1 protein-coding gene is annotated in these 258 nt (G+C 54.3%); it reads right to left on the bottom strand.

The features are described from left to right. Window positions 1-160 precede the first annotated feature (160 nt). Window positions 161-258, bottom strand: a 98-nt coding sequence (locus ABR397_RS23935) for a transposase domain-containing protein (protein ID WP_350307863.1), incomplete at its 5' end; no start/stop codon positions are given.

The following is a 258-nucleotide window of genomic DNA, read 5'->3' as shown; positions in this document are numbered from 1 at the left end:
TCCGGGGTATATCGGCTACGGCTCATGGTGTCAGTCTCCAGGTGAAGATAAGGAAGCGGTAGCGTGCATGGGCCAGGGAGGAAGAACAAGGTGAGATGACCGGACTCTTACTGTTCCGGTGAACTCACCTTGCGTTGTCAGATAACAACAAAATGGGATGTTAACGGAAGGGATTCTCAGGCCAGGGCAACAGCTCATTCAACCGATTGTTCGGCCAGTCAGGCAGCCGGCTGAGGACATCACGTAACCAGACCCAGG

The organism is Photorhabdus viridis (genome assembly GCF_040256935.1).
In the GTDB taxonomy this organism is placed as follows: domain Bacteria; phylum Pseudomonadota; class Gammaproteobacteria; order Enterobacterales; family Enterobacteriaceae; genus Photorhabdus; species Photorhabdus viridis.
The sequence above is the reverse complement of the archived record's forward strand: the minus strand, read 5'-3'. Positions and strand labels throughout refer to the sequence as shown.